Genomic DNA, 21467 nt, shown 5'->3' with positions numbered 1-21467 from the left:
TCTCTTAATGATCTTCTCGATGATTCGTCATCATCAAGCTAGGTCGGCTATGTTACTCTAAATTTCTTTAAAGTCAACAGGTAATTTAGATATTTTTAAAACTTATTAACCAACCCAAGAATCCAACCACTTCAGCCAAATCCTTGTTTCTCAACAAGTTTTTATCCGCATCACCGCCGATGGATGTGCATTCTACAGCATTTCTAAACGCTTGCAACCCTGTTTTTTATTATTTTCTTTTGCATGTTTCTTTTTTCTACAAATCTGATGTTTTCGTTGTTTTTATGATCTATTTATGTACAAAAAGCAGGCTCACGGCCTGCTTTTTATTTTTTCCATTGCCGTATTAGTCAGTAAACGTCACACGGGCGATGGCTTTTTTACCAGACTGAATAATATAAGTTCCATTCTCTTTTACAGAGAAACTCATATCCACAACATTCCAATCGACTTTAACTGCACCACGTCCAACGGCATCTTTAGCTGATGCTGCATTCGGATTTAAACCCGCCACACGTAAAATAGTTGCAATAAATAATTCACCACCAAATTCAGCACGAGAAATGGTTACTTCAGGCGTATCTTCAGGAACTTCACCTTCAGTGATTCGATTCCCTGCACTCTTATGCGCATTTTCTGCTGCTTCTGCATCATGGAAACGTTCAACAAGCTCAAGTGCTAAGATGCGTTTGATTTCTTGTGGATTACGACCTGCAGCCATTTCCTCAAGTAGAACTTTAATTTCATCTAATGACTTAAAGCTAAGTAGATCAAAGTAACGTTCAATTAAACTATCTGGCATCGACAAGATTTTTTGATACATTGCACCTGGTGTGTCGAACACGCCAATGTAGTTGCCTAAAGATTTAGACATCTTATTTACGCCATCTAAACCTTCAAGAATAGGTACTGTAATACACACTTGTGATTCTTGACCATAACGACCTTGCAAGGTACGCCCCATTAATAAGTTAAAGGTCTGGTCTGTACCACCTAACTCAACGTCTGCTTCAAGTGCAATTGAGTCATAGCCTTGTACTAATGGATATAAGAACTCATGAATGGCAATTGGCTGATGATTGTTATAGCGCTTAGTAAAGTCATCACGTTCTAACATACGTGATACGGTTTGTTGGCTCGCCAATTGGATCAAATCAGCTGCAGACTTCTGATTGAACCATTCTGAGTTAAAACGGACTTTGGTTTTATTTGGATCTAAGATCTTAAAGACTTGTTCTTGGTATGTTTTTGCATTGGCAAGGACTTGTTCTTTTGACAACGGCGGACGTGTCGCACTTTTACCCGTTGGGTCACCAATCATCGCAGTATAGTCACCGATTAAGAATGTGACTTCATGCCCTAAATCTTGGAAGGTTTTTAACTTATTGATGAGAACAGTATGTCCTAAATGTAAATCAGGAGCCGTAGGGTCAAAGCCTGCTTTTACACGTAGTGGACGATTCTCTTTGAGTTTTTTCAATAAATCTTCTTCAGAAATAATCTCGTGCGTGCCTCGTTGGATGAGAGCAAGCTGTTCTTCGGCGGGCAAGAAATTTGACATCACAAAACCTAAACACATCAGTTATTCAATTTGTGCGATATACTAACATTTTTTCAGCGTCTTGCAGGGGAAGTTGTATATGAGCGCAATCTATATTGGTGTAATGACTGGCACAAGCATGGATGGTGTTGATATTGTTGCAGCTTCTTTTAATCCTTTAACTTTGCACGCAACCCTGACTGTTCCGTTTGATCCAGCGTTACGTGACGAATTGATGGCGCTCACTTTGCCTGATGATAACGAAATCGATCGTATGGGCAAAGCCGATGTGGCTCTGGCACAGATGATTGGACATGGTATCAATGAACTGATCAAACAAAATAATTTAGACCGAAATCAAATTAAAGCCATTGGCTCACATGGGCAGACCATTCGTCATCGTCCTGAACATGGGTTTACCTTGCAAATTGGTGATCCCAATATTATTACTGAAATCACTCAAATTCCTGTTATTTCGGATTTTAGACGTCGGGATATGGCTGCTGGTGGTCAGGGTGCACCTTTAGTTCCTGCTTTCCATCAGGCCTTGTTTCAGCATGACAGTATTCATCGCGTCATCTTAAATTTGGGCGGAATTGCAAATGTCAGTATGCTACCTGCAAACAATCCGGACGGCGTATATGGATTTGATACAGGTCCAGCCAATATTTTGATGGATGCATGGTGTCATCGTCATACAGGTCATCCATATGACGAGAATGGTGACTGGGCTGCATACGGCAATCCCATTCGCTCATTGCTAGATCGTTTACAAACACACGAATTTTTTGCAAAAGAACCTCCGAAGAGTACGGGTCGTGAAGACTTTAATTTAGAGTGGTTGGATGAGCAGCTCAGCGATTGGCGAAGTGATTTAGAATACGATGAACTTGAAGATACACCAGAGAATGTTCAAGCAACCTTAATGAAACTGACAACTCGTGCAATTAAGAAAGCAATTTATCGCAGTAAAGATGCTATGCCGACAGGTGAAATTTATGTCTGTGGTGGTGGTGCATATAATTCATATTTACTTGAACAACTACGCTGGCGTTTGCGCAAGCATAATTGGTCTGTGCAAACTACAGATGCGTTGGGTCTTGCTCCAACATGGGTTGAAGCCACAGCTTTTGCTTGGTTAGCGATGCGTTTTATGAAGCAACTCAGTGGTAATTTACCAGCTGTCACGGGTGCATCAGGAAATCGTATCTTGGGGACAATTACTGCGGTGTAAATAGCAAAAAGCTTCTCGTATCGAGAAGCTTTTTTATATTTTTTTAAACTTAAATCGAGAAAGAAGATCCACAACCACACGTCGTTGTTGCATTTGGGTTTTGTACAACAAAACGTGAACCTTCCAAACCTTCTAGATAATCAACGACTGAACCGACTAAATATTGATAACTTAATGAGTCAACCAACATTTTGACATCACCATTGGTAAATTCAGCATCGTCTTCATTGGCACTTTCTGCAAAGTTAAAACCATAAGAAAAGCCAGAACAACCTCCACCTGTTACATAGACACGTAACATAAGATCATTATTCCCTTCACTTTCGCGTAATTGGCGAACTTTTTTGGCAGCATTATCTGACAATTCAAGAGCTTGTGCGTTCATGATGGATATTCCTCGACTTTTCTTTGTCTTTCATACATAAAAGACCCGATATTCAGTATAGCATACTCAATATTAGGTCTGTATTTGAAGTTTTAAAGGGCTATTCAAAATACTTTTACAAGATTATTTGTAGTTTTCGTCTTGTAAGCCACATTCAAAATTCTTTGGATTTTCTTTACAACGGAATTGCCACAAAAGCTTCATCATGCGTTTATCGTAAATCCCTTTTGCTGTCAGGTTAATACGTGATTCACGCATAAGTTTTTGATAGCCTGGCTTATCGGACTCAGGAACTTCCATCCAATATTTTTGCGGAATATCCGCCTTCATTTTACCAAGGATACCAAATGCACGTGGTAGTTGGCTTTTAACCCACTCGCGTGACTTTTGACCAAATCCTGCTGGGAATTTATCTGGATGAATAATCAAATTACCTGTCACTTGTAAGATCGGATAATTCACAATTGCGCCTTTTGTACCCAAACCTTTATGCAATTCCAAAGGTTTAAATGCAGCTGCTGGCGCACCAATAATATCAACCTGACCATTATTAAATTTTGCACCAAAGTTTGTAATATCTGAACTTACAGCCTGCGCTCCGACTTGTGAAGCCATAATTTTTTGTGCTTCATCATAGTCTAATACCGCAATTTTCTTACCTGCAGCTTTTGCCACCGTATTGATATTACGATCATTAACAAGTAAATAAGCATCACCGACTGGGATCACACCGACAACTTCATATTTGCCATTGACCATCGATTTTCCGAACACTGGGCTAGCAAGACCTTGCATCACTTTAACTGCAAGTTTTAAGTCAGTGATTGCGCCAATTGCATCGAGAGAACCTGTAAATTTATTGAATTGGCGACCACGCATTCCTGTGATACTAACACCATCACATTTTCCAGCTTTAAAGTCTTCAGCAATTACAGCCTCATTGGTGCCAACTTTCAATTCGATATCAGCGCCCCAAGTCTTTGCAGCGAGCTGATAATCTTTCATAAGTGCGTAAACATCGCCACTTTTACCAACAATATCAAATACACAGATTGTTTGCTTTGCTTGAGCGCCTGCGGATACGACTGCAACACCTGTTGCAAGCATTAATGTTTTAAACCATTGCATGTTTTTTTTTCCTTTGCATTTTGGTGATTGTTGTGACATCACACCCAAAATCGTAGAACCACGTTTAATTCCCTAATGGTATATAAACGAAATCCCTCATCATCAATCGTAAATCTTTCTGATCAAAATATATTTTAATCTTCACGATTTCATTTGATTTTTATCTCATTATGATTACGAGATTTTAAAGTAAAGGCTATGACTTAAATGACGATCACAAAAAAACAAAAAGCCTAGATAAATCTAGGCTTTAAGTGTCATTTTTGGCAATTACTGATTATTCACCAGGTAATGCACATTCAAAGTTTGATTTGTTCACTGAACAACGAGATTTTTTCAATACAGACATCATACCTGCATCGTAAATACCACGCTTAGTCAAATCCATACGACCATCACGTAATAATTTTTGATACTTCAATGTATCTTCTGCGCTTAAGTTCATTTTGTACTTCGCTGGAATTTCAGCTTCGTAACGTTTGATCATTGCGAATGCTTTTGGAAGTTGCTTCACAAAGTAATCACGAGATTTTTGACCAAAACCAGCAGGGAATTTTTCTGGACGAATAACAAGATCCGCAGTTACTTGTAAAACTGGGAAGTTGAAGATACCACCATTAGTACCTAAACCCTTGCTCAATTCTAATGGTTTGTATGCATAAGCAGGCGCACCTACCATATCAACTTGACCATTGTTAAATTTAGCAGCGAAGTTAGAAATATCAGAAAGTACTGCTTGAGCGCCTACGCGTTGTACCATGATTTTTTGAGCATCATCGTAACCCAATACAGCGAATTTCTTACCAGCAGCTTTTTCAATTGAGTTAATGTTCTTGTCACGTACGAAGATATACGCAGCACCCAATGGAGAGATACCCGCTACTTCATATTTGTTACCACCAAGATTAGTCGTCATCTTCGCAGCATTACGAGCATCTAGAACGAAAGTAATCGCACGTTGAGCAATTTCATTGCTCGGCGCACCACCTAAAGAATCGATAGAACCCGCGAATTTGTTGTATGGGCGAGCACGCATTGCTGTCATTGCTACAGCAGCACATTTACCAGCCTTGAAATTATTGTCAGCAACTTGCTCATCAGTGATTGCTAGAAGGTTAACGTCAGCACCCCAACCTTTTGCAGCAAGTGCCCAGTCTTGCATCATTTTGTATGATTCACCTGACTTCCCTAATAAGTCGAATACACACACATCGATTTTTGCTTGAGCAGATGCTGACATGCCCATCATCGCAGTTGCTGCAATAGCTAATGCAATTTTTTTCATATTTTTCATCCTTTCACAAACTTTATGTTTGTCTCCTTGTTCGAAGCAAATATTAATCATGTTTTCTGAAAAAAAATAGAGCTTGTACTCTATTTTTATGTCAGGATTGTTTAATATTTGTCCTTTTTTATATCATCCACTTCTTTTATTAGACATTTTTGTGATAAGTCAAAAGTTGTACGCTAAGGTTCACGATTTGAAATAACGTAAAACTTCTATTCTCCACTCAATGTACATTCAAAGTTTGTACGTTCAACAGTACAACGTGCACGTTTGAGTACGTTCATCATAGTAGCATCGTAAACGCCTTGTTTTGTTAGATTCATACGCCCTTCTCGTAACATTTTTTGATAGCGTACTTTGTCTTCATTCGATAGGTTAATTTTTCGGGCATTCATGCCTGATTCTAAACGTTGCACCATGGCAAAGTTACTTGGAAGTTTATTGATGAACCATTGTCTCGATTGAGTACCAAAATTTGCAGGAAATTTACCTGGACGAATAATCAGATCACCTGTGATATTCACAACAGGGAAATTAAACAAAGCACCATTTGCCAATCCTTTGCTAATTTCTAACGGTTTATAGGCATATGCTGGTGCAGCAATTACATCGACCTGACCGCTGTTAAATTTTTTCACAAAATCAGAAATATCGGATGGCACAGCAATCAGATCTAAGCTTTCAACAATTGTTTTTTGTGCCTGATCGTAATGCAAATAAGCGAATTTTTTTCCTTTCGCTTTTTCTATCGTATCAATTCGTTTATCCCGCACAAAAATATAGGCAAGACCGACTTCAATGATTCCCGCAACTTCGTATTTTTCTCCATTGACGGTTGCAGTCAGACGGCTTTTATTACGTTTGTCGAGCACATAACTAATTGCTTTTTGCGCAATTGCATTACTCGTTACTGCACCCACAGCATCAATCGAACCAGCGAATTTGTTATATTTACGCGCACGCATTGAGGTCATGTATACCCCATCACACTTACCAGCATCAAAGTCTTGTTCAGCTTTTTGTTCATCTTGATAAGCAATTAACTCAACGTCACCCTGCCAAGTTTTTGATGCAAGCTTCCACTCTTCAATCAGTTTATAAGACTCCCCAGCCTTTCCTAACAAATCGAATACACAAATTTCTTGTTTTGCCTGCACAGAAGTGGTCATGGCAAAAAGCGTTGCAGCGCTCAGTGCCCAAAGTCCTTTTTTCATCTTGTTTTCCCTTAATTGCTGTTTTTGCATATTTTTCCACCAGCTAAGGACAAATATAGTCAGGTTTTATTTAAAAGCCTAGTCCTTTTGTCTACATATGTCGGGTTTTTCAGATATTTAACTATCCTGATCACACTTTCTAAAGAGTCAATTGACGATGTCTCATAGCAAAGCATTTGATTGAAATATTTGGACTAATTCAGAACTAGGATCAGGATATTTACTATTCACCACCTAAGGAGCATTCAAAGTTTGTGCGTTCTACAGTACAACGTGCTCTTTTTAGAACACTCATCATAATCGGATCGTATACACCTTGTTTCGTCAGATTAATACGTTCGTCTCTTAGTATTCGTTGATAGCGAACCTCATTTTTTTGCCTAAGCTCAATTTATATTTCGCGGGTATAGAGTCTTCTAGGCGTTTAACTATCGTAAAGTTTTTCGGTAGCTGCTTAACAAACCATTCCCGTGACTTTAATCCAAAATTAACAGGAAACTTTTCAGGACGAATAATTAAATCTCCTGTGATATTTACAACTGGGAAGGTAAACATGACACCCGACTTTGCAATCCCTTTTTCAATCTCGAGTGGCTTATAGGCGTACGCAGGTGCAGCAATTACATCGACCTGCTTGCTATTGAATTTTTTACAAAATCAGAGATTTCTGAAGGTACTGAAATCATTTGTAAACTATCTACTACTGCTTTTTGAGTTATATCGTAGTGAAGATAGGCAAACTTTTTTCCTTTGGCTTTTTCGATCGTATTTAAATTTTTATCTTGTACAAATACATAAGCCAAACCAAATTGTAAAATGCCAGCAACTTCGTAGTTTTGATCATCAACTTTTGCCAGTAATCGGTGCTTATTGCGTTTATCTAAAGCAAAACTAATCGCCTTTTGTGCTACATCATTACTGGTCACACCACCAATCGCATCAATCGAACCTGCAAAACCATTGTATTTGCGGGCCCGCATAGAGGTCATATACACACCATCACAGATTCCTGACTCGAAGTCTTTTTGTGCCTTCGCCTCATACTGATATGGGATCAATTGAATTTCAGCTTGCCAATTTTTAGCCGTGACAGCCCATTCTTGCGTCACTCCAAATGTTTCACCTGCTTTTCCTAATAAATCAAATACACATACTTTTTGTTTTGCTTGAACAGTCGTTGCAAACCCCATCAATGTTAAGATTGATAAAGCAAATAGCCCCTTTTTCATTTTTCCCCCTATAAAAAAATAAAAACACACTTTAAAAAAACAAAAAATTATTCACCACCAAGACTGCATTCAAAGTTTGTGCGTTCAACCATGCAACGTGCACGTTTTAAAACACTCATCATGGTTGAATCATAAATATCACGCTTGGTTAAACTGATTCATGCTTCACGTAGAATTTGTTGATAACGGGTTTTATCTTCCTGACTTAAATTAATTTTTGTATTTTGCAGGTAAATCCGCTTCCATGCGTTGTATCAAGGTGAAATTACTTTTTAAGCGTCCAAGAAACCAATCTCGTGAGTTTTGTCCAAAATTACTCGAAAATTTTTCAGGACGAATAATCAGATCCATTGTCATATTTACAGCTGGAAAGGTAATGATTGCTCCATCCTCTCCAAGCCCCTTATATAGCTCTAGAGGCTTATATGCGTAGGCTGGTGCTGCCATGATGTCAGCTTGACCACTATTAAATTTCTTTGCGATATCCGAAATATCTGACAATACTGCTTGCCCACCTAGACTTCGAACAACAATTTTTTGTGCTTCGTCATATCCTAGCACCGCAAATTTTTTCCCTTTGATTTTCTCAATGGTGTTGATCTTTTTATCTCGGACGAAGATATATGCCAAACCAATTTCTGATGTACCTGCAACTTCATAGCTCTGATTTCCGTCCCTACTTACCAAACGGCGCTGATTACGTTTATCTAAGGCAAAGCTGATTGCTTTTTGGGCTATTGCATAGGTTGGAACTGCACCAATTGCATCAACAGACCCAGCAAATTTATTGTAAGTTCGCGCGCGCATAGAAGTCATATACACGCCATCACATTTCCCTTGTTGAAAATCCTTTTCAGCCTGAGCTTCATTTTGGTAACTGATCAGATCAATATCACCACGCCAAACTTTTGCAGCTAACGCCCACTATTCAATCATTTTGTAAGCCTCTCCTGACTTACCTAATAGATCAAATACACAAACTTTTGCCGCATTTGATGATGTATTTACCCCCAAAATTAACATTGCCCCCAATGCCAAAATTCCCTTATTCATCCTGAATTGCTGTCGTATAGTTTTGGTCTTGTTACTTATTTTTTCATCTAAACTAAATAATAATCTGATTTTAAACACAGAAGTAGAGTTTTTACTCTATTTTTATCATCTAAATGCATTTGATTTCAGCTTTGCATAAATTCATATAAAAATTTGCAATCGCTTCGGATCACCTTAAAATGTGGCTATCTATTCGCTATTTTGCATACTCATGATCCAATTTGACCAAGTTTCTTTACGCCGTGGTGGGCGCGTTCTCTTCCAAAAAGCATCTATGCAACTTCATCCAGGCTGGAAAATTGGTCTCACAGGCGTAAATGGCGCAGGAAAATCTACGTTATTTGCAGCACTTTTAGGTGATTTAGTCGCTGATGAGGGAAATCTAAGTCGTCCGTCTGTTTGGACAGTGGCTCATATGGCACAAGAAATTAAAGCCTTAGATATTCCTGCCATCGACTTCGTACTTTCCGGTGACGAAGAGTATTGGACGATTCAAGAAAAGCTCGCGCATCCTGATCAATTAAGTAATGAGGATTTGGCACAGCTTCATGGTCGTTTTGATGAAATTCATGGTTATGCTGCCCCTGCTAAAGCAGCACAACTGATGGCTGGACTAGGCTTTTTAGATCATCAAATTCGATTAAATGTAGCCAGCTTTTCAGGTGGATGGCGCATGCGACTTAATCTTGCTAGAACACTGATGAGTCGTTCAGATTTATTATTATTAGATGAACCAACCAACCATTTAGATTTAGATGCAATTTTATGGCTTGAGGACTGGCTTAAAGCTTATGAGGGTACTCTGGTTTTAATCTCACACGATCGTGATTTCTTGGATGCAGTCACTGATCATATTCTGCATATCGAAAACCAAGAATTAACCTTGTATACAGGAAATTACTCAACATTTGAGACCACACGAAGCGAACGTTTAGCACAACAACAACAAGCTTTTGAGAAGCAACAAGAAACACGTGCTCATTTACAGAAATTTATTGATCGTTTCAAAGCAAAAGCCACCAAAGCCCGCCAAGCCCAAAGTCGGATTAAACAATTAGAACGTATGCAGCAATTAGCACCTGCACATGTGGATACACCTTTCACCTTTAGCTTCCGTGAACCGACCAAAATGAGTTCCCCATTACTCAGTCTTGATGGTGCAACGATCGGTTACGGTGACAAAGTCATCGCTGAAAAAATTCGTTTGCAGATTACGCCAAGCTCTCGAATAGGCTTACTCGGAATAAATGGCGCAGGTAAATCCACTCTAATCAAAACCTTGGTTGGTGACTTGCCACTATTAGCTGGAGAGCGTAAAGCTTCTGAACTTCTTAATATCGGTTATTTTGCTCAGCATCAAATGGATGCTTTAGACGCGCATGCAAGCCCAATGCTTCAACTGGCACGTATCGCAGATAAACAAATCAGTGAAGCGTCTTTACGCTCTTTCTTGGGTGGCTTTGGCTTCAGTGGTGAACGCATGGACACACCATGTGAGAGCTTCTCTGGTGGAGAACGTGCTCGTCTAGCTTTAGCTTTAATTGTTTGGCAACGTCCTAATGTACTGATTCTAGATGAACCGACTAACCATTTAGATTTAGATATGCGCCACGCTTTGACCATGGCATTGCAAGATTTTGAGGGTGCGGTGGTCTTGGTTTCGCATGAACGTCAATTGATTGCAAGTGTGTGCGATGATTTGTTACTTGTTCATGCAGGAAAATGCACAGAGTTTGAAGGTGATCTTCAGGACTATGCAAAATGGTTACGTGAAGCGCGCCAACAACAAATAAATGCACAGAGTGCTTCACAACAAGAGAGTAATTCATCTCAATTTGCTACTCCTAAAGTTGATAAAGAAGCTCAACGTAAAGAAGCTGCTCGCCGTCGTGAACTGACTCGACCTATCCGAAAAGACATGGAAAAAGTCGAATCACAGATTGGTAAAATTCAACCACGACTCATTGAGATCGAAGAACTTCTAGGCGACACGACGCTTTATGAAGCAAATCGCAAAAATGATCTCATGAAGCTCATGAATGAACAAAATGAACTCAAAGCCAAATTGGAAAGTTTTGAAGAGCAATTACTAGAATTCATGATGAGTTTAGAGGAACTTGAAGGCTCATTTGAAAACTAAGTAACATCCCCTAACCACACCAAATGTGTGGTTAGGTTTTTTCAATTTAATCAATACAAGAAAAATAGAAACTAAACTCAATTACATCGATAATCCACATTTAAATACCATGTTTTTTTCTATCTACTCAGTTAAATTAAAAAATGGAAATTTCCTCAAAAATTGAGCTTTGTGTTTAGGCTCGATATACTCAGCTCCCATCATTCTAAAGTTGTGACTTTCGATTGACGTTTAAAACGTCTACTTTCTTAATATTTTTTGTACTTCAATTTGGTAAGTACCCGATTTGGACTCATACAAACTGAATGAATTCTTTAGATTTTATTTTTAATTTTGAACATTTTCTTCCAATCTTGATCCAAGAATATGGCGTTTGGATCTACGCTATTCTTTTTTTAATTATATTTGCAGAAACCGCTTTTGTTTTTATGTTCTTCCTCCCTGGTGATAGTTTATTACTCACTGTTGGTGCACTCTGCTCAGTCATTGAAATGATGCATGTTGGCTATATGATTAGTTTATTGTTTGTGGCCGCAACATTGGGCTATATGGTGAATTATCATATTGGTCGTCATTTTGGTGATCGTATTTATAAAATGGATTCACGCTTTATCAAACAAGAATATTTAAGAAAGACTAATACATTCTTCCTAACTCATGGTGGTAAAACGATTCTTCTCGCACGTTTTATTCCTTTTGCGCGCTCTTTTGCCCCTTTAGCAGCGGGCTCTGGCAACATGAACTATATGCGTTTCGTAGTCTATAACGTTTTAGGCGCATTGTTATGGATCAGTGTTTTAGTCACGGCTGGATATTTATTTGGTCATGCCTTAATTCAGGTGAATGATTTAGTTGACCAATAGCAAAGGTTCCACGTGGAACAAAAAAGAGCTTAAAACCAGTTTAGTTTTAAGCTCTTTTTTATAATGATCTTAAAGTTAATCTAAGTATCATTTAAATTGTTGGTGATACTCATTGCGCAATTTAACCAACTCTAGTGCCTGTACTTTGGCTTGTTCGAGCTGCCCCTTTTCAACCAAAGCATTGACTGAATCAATTTGAGCTAACAATAGATCTAAGCCATGTTGATATGCTTTAAGCTGTTCATCATCTTTAGACACACCTTCAAGCTTATGCGGTGAAGAAGCCTTTGAAGCAACAGCTGCTTTGCGCATAAGCATCAATTGTTTCTTCGCTTCTGCTAAATCCTGAGTTTGAGCAAAAGCCGTCATACTTTTAGCCAATACTCGCATATCTGTTTCAAGTTGATGAGCAGATACACCTTGATTGAACATCAACACACTTGCAAATAAAGTAGCTAAGCAAAATCCTTTTTTCATTGAAAATATCCTTTTTAGCGCTTAAGCATCAATATCTGCATTCAAGGCATTCTCTTCAATAAATGCACGACGTGGTTCAACATCATCACCCATTAAACAAGAGAACATACGATCAGCTTCAATGGCATCATCAATCGTCACTTGGAGCATATGACGGTTTTCAGGATCCATTGTGGTTTCCCAAAGCTGCTCAGCATTCATCTCACCTAAACCTTTATAGCGTTGGATCATCATGCCGCGACGAGAATCTTGCAAAATATGCTGCCATACTTGATGGAAACTATTCACCTGAATACGACGATCACCCTTCTGCAAATAAGCGCCCGTTTCGAGCAACGTAAACCAGCTCTTCGCATTCTTCAGTAAGCGTGCATATTCAGCAGAGTTTAACAATCCTGCGTCAAGCAAATATGAATGTGGCAAGTTATGTACATACACGGTGACACGTGGCCAATAATGAGCTGATTTCTGGCCGTGTGAGTTCTCACGTTCAAATGATTCTAAAGAAATCTCTGGACGTAAACTTGGTTGGAGTTTCTCAATTGCAGCACGTAATTGTTCTGCCCAAGACTCAACATAATCACGCTCATGATTGTGATCCGCTTTAAAAGCTTCTAGTTCAAGCAGACCATCTAACAAACTCGCAGGATAACGTAGTGTTAAACGCTGCAAGCTTTTTTGCGACACTTGATAGTCTGCGATAACTTTAGCCAAAGCTTCACCCGTAATCGCAGGTGAATCTGCACTTATATGCAAAGCAAGTTCATCAATCGCATTCGAAATAAGGTAGGTTTCTAATGCATCATTATCTTTGATGTATTGCTCCTGCTTACCTTTCTTTAATTTATACAAAGGTGGCTGAGCAATATAAATATGACCACGCTCTACCAATTCTGGCATTTGACGGAAGAAGAAAGTCAACAACAAGGTACGAATGTGTGAACCATCAACGTCCGCATCGGTCATGATAATGATTTTGTGATAACGTAATTTATCAGGGTTGTATTCTTCACGACCGATACCACAGCCTAAAGCTGTAATCAGAGTTCCGACTTCCTGACTTGAAATCATCTTGTCAAAACGTGCTCGTTCAACGTTCAGAATTTTACCTTTCAACGGCAAAATAGCCTGCATCTTACGGTTACGACCTTGCTTGGCACTACCGCCCGCAGAGTCACCTTCGACTAGATACAGTTCAGACAATGCTGGATCTTTTTCCTGACAGTCGGCTAATTTCCCTGGTAAACCTGCAATATCTAAAGCGCTCTTACGACGTGTCATTTCACGCGCTCGACGAGCTGCATCACGTGCACGAGCTGCATCAATAATTTTGCCCGCGATTGATTTTGCTGCTTGAGGGTTTTCAAGCAAATAAGCTGAAAACTCTTTATTCATTGCTTGTTCAACAGCAGGTTTAACCTCACTCGAAACTAACTTCTCTTTGGTTTGAGAAGAGAATTTTGGATCAGGAACCTTTACTGAAATAATTGCAGTCAAGCCTTCACGAGCATCATCACCTGAAACAGCCACTTTCTCTTTTTTGAGTAAGTTTTCATTTTCCATGTAGCTGTTTAAACCACGGGTCAAAGCCGCACGGAAACCTGCTAAGTGAGTACCACCATCTTTCTGTGGAATATTGTTGGTAAAGCAACGAACATTCTCTTGATAGCTATCATTCCACTGCAATGCCACCTCTACACCAATACCATTGTCAGCATCAGTCGTGAAGTGAAAAATTTCATTGAGATGTGTTTTGCCTTCGTTAATGTATTTAACGAATTCTGATAAACCACCTTCGTAATCATAAACATTTTCGAGATTAACGCGTTCATCACGTAATACGATACGCACACCCGCATTCAAGAAAGAAAGCTCTCTTAAACGACGTGCAAGAATATCCACACTAAAAATGGTCTGACTAAAAGTAAGCTCACTTGGCCAGAAACGAACAGTTGTTCCTGTTTTATCTGTTTCACCCACGACCTTCAATGGATATTGAGGATCGCCATGGCAATATTCTTGCTCATGAATTTGACCTGCACGTTGAATGGTCAAATGTAATTTTTTAGACAGGGCATTTACAACTGAAACACCAACACCGTGTAGACCACCAGAAACTTTATAACTGTTGTCATCAAATTTACCACCTGCATGCAGGATAGTCAGAATCACTTCTGCCGCAGATACACCTTCTTCAGGGTGAATATCTGTCGGAATACCACGACCATTATCAGATACGCTAACAGATTCATCTTCATGAATCGTCACTAGAATTTCATCACAGTGACCTGCTAGTGCTTCATCAATCGCGTTATCCACCACCTCAAACACCATATGGTGCAAACCTGTACCATCATCGGTATCCCCAATGTACATACCAGGACGTTTACGAACCGCGTCTAATCCACGTAATACTTTAATGCTAGAGGAATCATAAGCCTTTTCATTTGTTTGTTCTGTTTGAGAGACTGATTGAGACTCTGAACTCATGGTTACTCCCTAGTTAATATCGAATCTATCCAAAAATGAGGAAATAAAATTATGGTGCAGCAAGACTGACTTGACCGTGTACAACATGGAACAATTGAAAGGAAATCGACAAATCATGTAAGTGTTTTAATACCGACGCATGGTCTAAGGTGGTCAGAAAAACCTGACTTCCTAACTGACTCAGTCGCTCAATTAAACGTTGTTGTGCAGCTACATCTAACTCTGCTGTCAGATCATCTAATAATACCACAGTTTCCTTATTACTCGCATGTAGCATTGCAATTTGTGACAGTTTTAATGCCATGATTAACAACTTTTTTTGCCCTCGAGACAACACATCATCAGCGTTACCTTGTGGGGTTTTTAGACGTAAATCAGCACGATGTGGACCGTATTCAGTATATCGACGCTCAAGGTCTTTTTGATGCTGTTGAATAAGGTCTTGAAACAACCCTTGCTCAGTATGAAATCCTGAATAGTATTCGAGTTCAATATCAATATCTGGCAAAAGCTGCTGTAAATCCTCACGAAAATATTGATTCCATTGCTCAACGATACTGATCCGTTGTGAATGTAAAATTTCACCATATTCACTGAGCATTTTGTTCCACGGCTCAAGTTCAGACAAACTGAGATTTCGACGTGTTTTTAATAAACTGTTTCGTTGTTTCAGAGCACGTGAATAATACTGCCAAGCAAAATAAAACTCAGGTTCCACGTGGAACATCAACCAATCCAAGAGCTGACGACGAGGTTTAGCACCATGATCGATAATATCAGTACTTTGCGGATCAATATGCTGCAAAGGGAGCAACTTTGCTAACTGCCCTTGCGTTGCAATCGTATCGCCATTGACCTTAATTAATTGCTCACCAGAAATGAGTTTTTTCATGCCCACACGTTCGGTTGCGGACTGAGCAAATACGATCGCATCATTACACTGATGCTGAATATAATGTTTTGGAATATGCGTGCGAAAAGAGCGTCCAGTTGCTAACAAATGAATAGACTCTAGAATTGATGTTTTTCCAGAACCATTCGCACCATAGAAAATATTAAACGGCTGCAACTCAGTGAGTGCAACCGTCTTCAAATTTCGTACACGTTCTATATTTAAACGCGTGATTTGCATGATTTAAACCTAATACAACAATGCAAATTAAACTCGCATAGGCATAACAACATAAGTTTGATCAGGATGTGCAGGATCTTGTACCAATACCGACTGATTCGCCTCTGTCATGCTCATTCGCACATCATCACCATCAAGAACACTCAACACATCAAGGATATATTGAGCATTAAAAGACATTTCAAGAGGTGCATCTTGATATTGGATGACCAAATCTTCACTCGCCTCGTCCTGTTCAGGGTTATTGGCGCGTAATTGCAATGTATCTTGGCTAAAATTCAAGAAAACACCACGTAATTTCTCATTACTTAAAATTGCAACGCGTTGTAGCGATTGCTTAAACACATCATGTGCAATCAACACATGTTTGTCACCACCACGAGGAATCACACGGCGATAGTCAGGGAATTTACCATCAATCAACTTAGTCGTAAAACGAACTGTAATATCACCCTGTTCCTTATCTCGACTTGGTGTATTGATAGTTACATTCAACAACTCACGACCGATTAATAAAGTGAGTTGTTCATCTTCAATACTGAGCAAACGTTGTAACTCCCCTACTGCCTTGCGAGGAACGATCGCTTGAATTGAAGATGTCGCTGTTGATGAAGCTAACACCTCACACAATGCTAAACGATGACCATCAGTTGTCACTGTACGCAACTGATTTTGATCAATTTCTAGTAATGTTCCTGTTAAATAAAAGCGAACATCCTGAACTGCCATAGCAAATGCAGTCTTTTCAAATAAACGTTTGAGTTCACGCTGAGTGACTTGAACTTGCGTCCCTAAACTATTCTCAGTAGAAAGTAGTGGATAGTCTTCAGCTGGAAGAGTACCCAATACAAAACGACTGTTACCTGATTTCAAGATACAACGTTGATCTTCTGTGATTTGTAAATCGATCAAAGCCGCACTAGGAAGTGACTTACAAATTTCGACTAATTTACGCGCAGGAACCGTCGTTTCACCTGCTTCTATACAAGCACCATCAGCTAAGGTCGTACTGGCTACCAACTCAACTTCCAAATCAGAACCTGTGATCGTCAAGGCCTGCTGTGTGGTTTGAATTTTAACGTTTGAAAGAATATTCAACGTATGACGGCGCTCCACCGCACCCACAACGTGTGACAAAACATTGAGTAAACTTTCTTTAGCGATTTTCAAACGCACGATTTTATTCCTCTTACAACGGAAGCCGATAAAAATGTTAGCAGTGTACTATGCTGCACTTAAAACGAGTTTGCAACTCTGAAAATGAGTTTAACTTTGTAACAGACGAAGTAGATTTTTATAATCTTCATTAAAAATCGGATCTTCTTCGCGAAGACTTACAACCTTTTCACAAGCATGCATCACCGTACTGTGATCTCGACCACCAAAGGCCATTCCAATCTCAGGGAAACTATCCCCTGTCAATTCACGTGCTAGACCCATTGCTAACTGACGAGGGCGAGCATAAATACGGGTACGCTTCGGCCCAACCAATTCTTTTAAGGGAATACGGAAATACTCACTCACGACACGTTGAATATTCTCGACACTAATCGTTCTCGCTCGAATCGCTAACACATCTTTCAATGATTCGCGTACCACATCAAGATCAATAGAGGTACCTTTAAAGCGAGAAATAGCGACAACCTTATTCAACGCACCTTCAAGTTCACGAACGTTTGCCACTACTTGTTGAGCGATAAATAAAGCACAATTTCGAGGTAAATCAACACCACTATTTTCAGCTTTTTTAAGCAAAATCTCGATACGAGTTTCAATATCTGGTGGTTCTACACCCACCGATAAACCCCATGAAAAACGAGAAACCAAACGAGGATCCAATTCAGTTAATTCTTTTGGATAACGATCTGAAGTTAAAATAATTTGCTTGGATTCATCTAACAGAGCGTTAAACGTATAGAAGAACTCAACAAGACTTGCTTCTTTACCTGCAAGTAAATGAATATCATCGACCAATAACAAATCTAGAGAACGACAGTTTTTCTTAAATTCTTCAACCTTGCCTTTTTGCAAAGAGCTTACAAAGTCTTGTACAAAACTTTCAGAAGTCATGTACATCACACGCGCATTCGGTTTTGCTTGTAACAGCGCATTTCCGACAGCTTGCATCAAATGTGTTTTACCCAAACCTGTAGGGCCATAGAGAAACAATGGATTATGTTGCGATGCACCAAGCTGCGTTAAAACTTTTCGACAAGTTTCAGCTGCCATCTGGTTTGAACGACCTTCGACAAATAAAGAAAAAGTGAATAAAGGGTTTAATTGTCTTTTCTTAGGAATTTTAGAAACTGGGGGATTCGCTTGAACCAATTCAGCTTCTTTTTTTACTTTCATTGGGGAAGGCACTGCTGTGCTCAAAGCAGCTGTCGTTGTTGCAGGCTGTTCACTCGAAGATAAAATCGTTCCAGGTCTTGAATCTACCAATATCTCTACTTGACGCACTCGCCCTTCAGACAGTTGTTCAGCCAATATAGAAATCAACTCGAGATGATTATCTTGAATATAACGAGTCCAATAAGGGTTGGGTGCATATAAACGCATCACTCCATCCACTTCTTCTGCAACTAACGGGCGAATCCACATCGCAAAGACGTTATCAGATAGCTCTTGTCGCAAGCGAGTTAAGCAGTCTGTCCAGAGCATGTGCATCCCCTATATATCCATTTTTTAAATTTAAAAAGTAAAAAAGCCTACACCCCACCTTTCGAAGGGGTCGCCATTCTAACCAAGTTATCCACATCTGTCAGGCAAATTTATGGGACTTTTGCCGAAAAAGAAAGCGTTTGTTTATAAATTTAAATTTAAAAGCACTTGTGAATAACTTTTAGCACAAGCTGTGGATATTTTTAACACCAAAGTTATCCACAAAGCATAAAACCATTAAAAACACACTTATCCACACCGTAATCTAATGATTAAAAATGAAAATAGTATGATTTCCACAAAAAACATCAATCCTAATAGTAATAAATTTAAATTTTAAAATTTGAATTTACTTATAAGTGAGATTCCAAATGTGGATAACTAAAAAGTTTTAAATTTAAATTCAAAATACCGGAACTAAATTTAAAATCAAAAATGAATTGTTGATAACCTTGTTGGTATGGTGTGAATATAAGGTATTTCATATAAAATTTAAATAGATAGCTTGTGAATAATTATTTTTCTTAATTTCATATATTTAGTTGAGAACAATCAACTTGCTGTAAAACAAAGCAAACAATATGTAAAGTTTTTGCATTTTGATTGACAGAATAAAGATTGCGCAATAAAATCGCGGACCTTTATAGAAAGATCATTTTTGGGAGTTTCGATATGAAACGTACTTTCCAACCATCTGAATTAAAGCGTAAACGCGTTCATGGTTTCCGTGCTCGTATGGCAACTAAAGCTGGTCGTCAGGTTTTAGCTCGTCGTCGTGCGAAAGGTCGTCACAGCTTAACTGTTTAATTACTGTTAAGCCGACCAGACTTGGGTGATGGCACTTTACAGTTTTGGCACTGAATCTCGTATTCGTTGTGCTGCAGATTATAAAAGTGTATTTGATGGTGCGCTTTTTAAAGTGCACCAGCCCCATTTCCTTTTTTTAGCAAAATTAACCGAACAGCCGAATAGCCGTTTGGGTATTGTCGTTGCTAAAAAAAAGGTGCGTCGTGCACATGAGCGAAATCGAATAAAACGTCTTGCTCGGGAGAGCTTTCGTTTACATCAAGCACAGTTTGATGCAGACATTGATATTGTGGTAATGCCTAAAGTGGGTATAGAAGCAATTGCGAATAAAGAATTACATCAGCAATTAGATTTTGCTTGGCAAAAATTACAACGTTTAGCAAAAAAGCATTCTAAAGTCGTTGTGACCTCCCTCCAAAATTAGAGATCTCCAATGGTACGTCTACTGCATTGGTTGATAAGATGTTATCAAATCGCAATCAGTCCATTATTGGGGCCTCGGTGCCGTTATATTCCAACTTGTTCACAATATGCGCTTGAAGCTTTACAAACGCATGGTGCGGCAAAAGGTGTATGGCTTTCTACCAAGCGGATTTGTCGTTGCCATCCATGGGGTGGATCAGGCTATGACCCAGTACCACCCAAAGCACTTCGTTTTATTTCGTTTCATCAAATAGATTCTCAAATGCATCACGTTGCTGTACCCTTTCGTGATCGTTTACTCAAGCAAAATCTCTCTAACCATTTGGGATAATAGATATGCAACAATGGGCCAGATTTGCAATTCTTGGAGCCATGTTTGTTACCGCATATTTGCTAATTTTGGCTTGGCAAAAAGATTATGGTCATGCACAACCTGCTCCGCAGCAACAAGCAGCAGCAGTCACCACGCATGAAGTATCTGCAGATTTGCCAAATGCTCAAAATGCAACAGCGGCTTCAGACTTGCCACAAGCAAATGTGACTGCATCACAAACCACAGAAAAGTCATCTGTGAATCAGCAACTGATTTCTGTTAAAACGGATCTTTATCATCTTTGGATTAACCCAAAAGGTGGAGATATTGTCCGTGTTGAACTACTAAGCCATGATGAAAGCAAAGACAGCGAAAAGCCGTTTGTTATGCTTGAAAGTGATGCGAAACGTACTTACGTCGCTCAATCCGGTTTAATAGGTTTGAATGGTCCTGACAGTAGCCGTAGTGGTCGTCCGACTTATGATGTTGAAAAAACAACATATACTTTGGCTGATGCAAAAAGCATAACGACGCAGGATGGAAAAAAACAACAGGTCTTAACAGTACCTTTGGTTTTCAAAACACCTGAAGGCGTAGAGATCATCAAATCATTTACCTTCACGCAAGGTGATTATCCGATTACAGTCAAGCACCAAGTCATCAACCGTAGCCAGCAAAACTGGCAAGGTCAAATGTTTGGTCAGCTGAAACGTGATAATTCTGATGATCCAGGGAAGTCTTCTCAAGGTATTTTCACACTAGGTACCTATCTAGGTGGAGCATGGGGTACACCTGAAGAGCCGTATAATAAGTTGAAATTTGCTAATTTCTCAGATGAAAAACTGAATGTCGAAGCCAAAGGCGGCTGGGTGGCCATTGTTCAGCATTATTTCGTCAGTGCCTGGATTCCTGGGAATTTAAAACTTACCCAAGCTGATGGCCAACCTTATACTGCCAAGCTGGAATCACGCCAGTCTACTGATGGTATGAATATCATCGGCTTCACCTCTCCAGTGATCAATGTACCTGCGGGTACCTCAATGGAAGTGGATGCGAAACTGTATTCAGGCCCTAAAATTCAGTCTGAACT

Annotated in this window: 16 protein-coding genes and 3 pseudogenes; 7 read left to right on the top strand and 12 right to left on the bottom strand. The window is 39.3% G+C overall.

Annotation, left to right across the window (positions count from 1 at the left end):
* Positions 1 to 346: 346 nt before the first annotated feature.
* Complete coding sequence (gene tyrS / locus A2003_RS02215) at positions 347 to 1579, bottom strand: tyrosine--tRNA ligase (RefSeq protein ID WP_005404005.1); 1233 nt, start codon at positions 1577 to 1579, stop codon at positions 347 to 349.
* Between the two features lie 61 nt (positions 1580 to 1640).
* On the opposite strand from tyrS, the gene A2003_RS02210 reads away from it, so the two are divergent.
* Positions 1641 to 2774: an anhydro-N-acetylmuramic acid kinase gene (locus tag A2003_RS02210; protein WP_286686747.1), complete on the top strand. Its 1134-nt coding sequence runs from the start codon at positions 1641 to 1643 to the stop codon at positions 2772 to 2774.
* Between the two features lie 49 nt (positions 2775 to 2823).
* On the opposite strand, the gene erpA is transcribed toward A2003_RS02210, so the two are convergent.
* The 6 genes and pseudogenes from erpA to A2003_RS02180 all read right to left on the bottom strand — a co-directional run bounded on the left by erpA (position 2824) and on the right by A2003_RS02180 (position 9071).
* The gene (gene erpA / locus A2003_RS02205; RefSeq protein WP_004914604.1) at positions 2824 to 3159 is read right to left on the bottom strand and encodes an iron-sulfur cluster insertion protein ErpA; all 336 of its coding nucleotides are present in this window, start codon (positions 3157 to 3159) and stop codon (positions 2824 to 2826) included.
* A 123-nt stretch (positions 3160 to 3282) separates the two neighbouring features.
* Positions 3283 to 4287 carry a putative solute-binding protein gene (locus A2003_RS02200; protein ID WP_004914600.1) on the bottom strand — a complete coding sequence of 335 codons (1005 nt, stop codon included), beginning with the start codon at positions 4285 to 4287 and terminating at the stop codon, positions 3283 to 3285.
* 277 nt (positions 4288 to 4564) lie between these two features.
* Complete coding sequence (locus tag A2003_RS02195; protein WP_286686746.1) at positions 4565 to 5572, bottom strand: putative solute-binding protein; 1008 nt, start codon at positions 5570 to 5572, stop codon at positions 4565 to 4567.
* Between the two features lie 215 nt (positions 5573 to 5787).
* Entirely contained in the window at positions 5788 to 6789 is a 1002-nt protein-coding gene (locus A2003_RS02190) for a putative solute-binding protein (RefSeq protein WP_005404003.1), read from the bottom strand.
* Between the two features lie 223 nt (positions 6790 to 7012).
* A pseudogene (locus A2003_RS02185) lies at positions 7013 to 8018 on the bottom strand (putative solute-binding protein).
* Positions 8019 to 8065: 47 nt separating this feature from the next.
* Positions 8066 to 9071, bottom strand: a pseudogene (locus tag A2003_RS02180) (putative solute-binding protein).
* A gap of 211 nt (positions 9072 to 9282) precedes the next feature.
* Here A2003_RS02180 and A2003_RS02175 point away from each other — a divergent pair.
* Entirely contained in the window at positions 9283 to 11211 is a 1929-nt protein-coding gene (locus A2003_RS02175; protein ID WP_151711383.1) for an ATP-binding cassette domain-containing protein, read from the top strand.
* Between the two features lie 305 nt (positions 11212 to 11516).
* Positions 11517 to 12074, top strand: a complete 558-nt coding sequence (locus A2003_RS02170; protein WP_286686745.1) for a VTT domain-containing protein — start codon at positions 11517 to 11519, stop codon at positions 12072 to 12074.
* Positions 12075 to 12161: 87 nt separating this feature from the next.
* Here A2003_RS02170 and cybC read toward each other — a convergent pair whose 3' ends face one another.
* The 5 genes from cybC to dnaA all read right to left on the bottom strand — a co-directional run bounded on the left by cybC (position 12162) and on the right by dnaA (position 18834).
* The gene (gene cybC / locus A2003_RS02165; protein WP_004914578.1) at positions 12162 to 12551 is read right to left on the bottom strand and encodes a cytochrome b562; all 390 of its coding nucleotides are present in this window, start codon (positions 12549 to 12551) and stop codon (positions 12162 to 12164) included.
* A 21-nt stretch (positions 12552 to 12572) separates the two neighbouring features.
* Positions 12573 to 15041 (bottom strand): DNA topoisomerase (ATP-hydrolyzing) subunit B, encoded by a 2469-nt coding sequence (gene gyrB, locus A2003_RS02160; RefSeq protein ID WP_286686744.1) that lies wholly within the window; start codon positions 15039 to 15041, stop codon positions 12573 to 12575.
* Between the two features lie 49 nt (positions 15042 to 15090).
* On the bottom strand, positions 15091 to 16173 hold the full coding sequence (gene recF, locus A2003_RS02155) for a DNA replication/repair protein RecF (RefSeq protein ID WP_004914572.1): 1083 nt from the start codon (positions 16171 to 16173) through the stop codon (positions 15091 to 15093).
* Positions 16174 to 16200: 27 nt separating this feature from the next.
* Positions 16201 to 17349, bottom strand: a complete 1149-nt coding sequence (gene dnaN / locus A2003_RS02150; protein WP_004914569.1) for a DNA polymerase III subunit beta — start codon at positions 17347 to 17349, stop codon at positions 16201 to 16203.
* 90 nt (positions 17350 to 17439) lie between these two features.
* Positions 17440 to 18834: a chromosomal replication initiator protein DnaA gene (gene dnaA / locus A2003_RS02145; RefSeq protein WP_004914566.1), complete on the bottom strand. Its 1395-nt coding sequence runs from the start codon at positions 18832 to 18834 to the stop codon at positions 17440 to 17442.
* 672 nt (positions 18835 to 19506) lie between these two features.
* On the opposite strand from dnaA, the gene rpmH reads away from it, so the two are divergent.
* The 4 genes and pseudogenes from rpmH to yidC all read left to right on the top strand — a co-directional run.
* Positions 19507 to 19641, top strand: a complete 135-nt coding sequence (gene rpmH, locus A2003_RS02140) for a 50S ribosomal protein L34 (RefSeq protein WP_000831329.1) — start codon at positions 19507 to 19509, stop codon at positions 19639 to 19641.
* A gap of 28 nt (positions 19642 to 19669) precedes the next feature.
* Entirely contained in the window at positions 19670 to 20065 is a 396-nt protein-coding gene (gene rnpA, locus A2003_RS02135; RefSeq protein ID WP_004950005.1) for a ribonuclease P protein component, read from the top strand.
* A gap of 9 nt (positions 20066 to 20074) precedes the next feature.
* A complete protein-coding gene (yidD, locus tag A2003_RS02130) occupies positions 20075 to 20395 on the top strand; it encodes a membrane protein insertion efficiency factor YidD (RefSeq protein WP_004950001.1) in 321 nt (106 codons plus the stop codon).
* A gap of 5 nt (positions 20396 to 20400) precedes the next feature.
* Positions 20401 to 21467 (top strand): annotated as a pseudogene (gene yidC, locus A2003_RS02125) (membrane protein insertase YidC); the annotation flags it as partial.

Origin of the sequence: Acinetobacter sp. GWC1_38_13 (assembly GCF_001767535.1) — a bacterium.
Taxonomy (GTDB): Bacteria; Pseudomonadota; Gammaproteobacteria; order Pseudomonadales; family Moraxellaceae; genus Acinetobacter; species Acinetobacter junii.
The sequence above is the reverse complement of the archived record's forward strand: the minus strand, read 5'-3'. Positions and strand labels throughout refer to the sequence as shown.

Coding starts and splice junctions, on each gene's coding strand:
- tyrS (WP_005404005.1), bottom strand. CDS start 1,579: ATGTGTTTAGGTTTTGTGATGTCAAATTTCTTGCCCGCCGAAGAACAG.
- A2003_RS02210 (WP_286686747.1), top strand. CDS start 1,641: ATGAGCGCAATCTATATTGGTGTAATGACTGGCACAAGCATGGATGGT.
- erpA (WP_004914604.1), bottom strand. CDS start 3,159: ATGAACGCACAAGCTCTTGAATTGTCAGATAATGCTGCCAAAAAAGTT.
- A2003_RS02200 (WP_004914600.1), bottom strand. CDS start 4,287: ATGCAATGGTTTAAAACATTAATGCTTGCAACAGGTGTTGCAGTCGTA.
- A2003_RS02195 (WP_286686746.1), bottom strand. CDS start 5,572: ATGAAAAAAATTGCATTAGCTATTGCAGCAACTGCGATGATGGGCATG.
- A2003_RS02190 (WP_005404003.1), bottom strand. CDS start 6,789: ATGAAAAAAGGACTTTGGGCACTGAGCGCTGCAACGCTTTTTGCCATG.
- A2003_RS02175 (WP_151711383.1), top strand. CDS start 9,283: ATGATCCAATTTGACCAAGTTTCTTTACGCCGTGGTGGGCGCGTTCTC.
- A2003_RS02170 (WP_286686745.1), top strand. CDS start 11,517: ATGAATTCTTTAGATTTTATTTTTAATTTTGAACATTTTCTTCCAATC.
- cybC (WP_004914578.1), bottom strand. CDS start 12,551: ATGAAAAAAGGATTTTGCTTAGCTACTTTATTTGCAAGTGTGTTGATG.
- gyrB (WP_286686744.1), bottom strand. CDS start 15,041: ATGAGTTCAGAGTCTCAATCAGTCTCTCAAACAGAACAAACAAATGAA.
- recF (WP_004914572.1), bottom strand. CDS start 16,173: ATGCAAATCACGCGTTTAAATATAGAACGTGTACGAAATTTGAAGACG.
- dnaA (WP_004914566.1), bottom strand. CDS start 18,834: ATGCTCTGGACAGACTGCTTAACTCGCTTGCGACAAGAGCTATCTGAT.
- rpmH (WP_000831329.1), top strand. CDS start 19,507: ATGAAACGTACTTTCCAACCATCTGAATTAAAGCGTAAACGCGTTCAT.
- rnpA (WP_004950005.1), top strand. CDS start 19,670: ATGGCACTTTACAGTTTTGGCACTGAATCTCGTATTCGTTGTGCTGCA.
- yidD (WP_004950001.1), top strand. CDS start 20,075: ATGGTACGTCTACTGCATTGGTTGATAAGATGTTATCAAATCGCAATC.